Source organism: Pseudophaeobacter leonis (genome assembly GCF_002087335.1).
In the GTDB taxonomy this organism is placed as follows: domain Bacteria; phylum Pseudomonadota; class Alphaproteobacteria; order Rhodobacterales; family Rhodobacteraceae; genus Pseudophaeobacter; species Pseudophaeobacter leonis.
The window spans coordinates 1-1,265 of record NZ_MWVJ01000099.1; the positions used below are offsets into that span (position 1 = coordinate 1).

Genomic DNA, 1,265 nt, shown 5'->3' on the forward strand with positions numbered 1-1,265 from the left:
CGCCCTTTCGCAGAACAGTTCTGTGTGGTTCTCGGCGATTTTCCCATATGGGAAAATCACCTGTCACCACCAGACGCGCGAGCGCGTCTTACTCGGTGATTTTGGAAACAACACCAGCGCCGACGGTGCGGCCGCCTTCGCGGATCGCGAAGCGCAGGCCCTGCTCCATCGCGATGGGCGCGATCAGCTCAACGTCGAACTTCAGGTTGTCGCCAGGCATAACCATTTCTGTGCCCTCGGGCAGAGTAACGGTACCGGTGACGTCTGTGGTCCGGAAGTAGAACTGGGGACGGTAGTTCGCGAAGAATGGCGTGTGACGGCCGCCTTCATCCTTGGTCAGGATATAGGCTTCTGCTTCGAACTTGGTGTGTGGGTTCACCGACTTAGGTGCACACAGAACCTGGCCACGCTCAACAGCTTCACGGTCGATACCGCGCAGCAGGGCGCCGATGTTGTCGCCGGCTTCACCGCGATCGAGCAGCTTGCGGAACATTTCAACACCGGTACAGGTGGTGGTCTGAGTGTCCTTCAGGCCAACGATTTCAATGCTGTCGCCAACATTGATCACGCCACGCTCAACACGGCCGGTCACAACGGTACCACGACCAGAGATCGAGAACACGTCTTCAACAGGCATCAGGAAGGGCTGGTCAACGGCACGCGCAGGCGTAGGGATATACTCGTCAACGGCAGCCATCAGCTCGCGGATTTTGTTTTCGCCGATTTCAGGGTTGGTGCCTTCCATCGCCGCCAGAGCGGAACCCGCGATGATTGGGATATCGTCGCCTGGGTAGTCGTAGCTGGACAGCAGCTCACGGATTTCCATTTCAACCAGCTCGAGCAGCTCTTCGTCGTCTACCTGGTCAACTTTGTTCATGAAGACAACCATGTAGGGGATGCCAACCTGGCGGCCCAGCAGGATGTGCTCGCGGGTCTGAGGCATGGGGCCATCAGCTGCGTTCACAACCAGGATCGCGCCATCCATCTGCGCCGCACCGGTGATCATGTTTTTCACATAGTCAGCGTGGCCGGGGCAGTCGACGTGCGCGTAGTGGCGCGCGTCAGTTTCATACTCAACGTGTGCGGTCGAGATGGTGATGCCGCGGGCTTTTTCTTCAGGTGCGCCGTCGATCTGGTCGTAGGCTTTGACGTCACCAAAATATTTGGTGATTGCTGCGGTCAGAGTGGTTTTACCGTGGTCAACGTGGCCGATGGTTCCGACGTTGACGTGCGGCTTATTACGTTCAAACTTTTCCTTAGCCATG

At 57.5% G+C, this 1,265-nt stretch carries 1 protein-coding gene; it reads right to left on the minus strand.

Annotation, left to right across the window (positions count from 1 at the left end; all coding sequences use genetic code 11):
• Window positions 1-88 precede the first annotated feature (88 nt).
• The gene (gene tuf / locus B4968_RS18600) at window positions 89-1,264 is read right to left on the minus strand and encodes an elongation factor Tu (protein WP_083100840.1); all 1,176 of its coding nucleotides are present in this window, start codon (window positions 1,262-1,264) and stop codon (window positions 89-91) included.
• Window position 1,265: the final 1 nt, after the last annotated feature.

Excerpts from the sequence above, each read along its gene's own strand:
- tuf (WP_083100840.1), bottom strand. The coding sequence starts at position 1,264 with ATGGCTAAGGAAAAGTTTGAACGTAATAAGCCGCACGTCAACGTCGGA.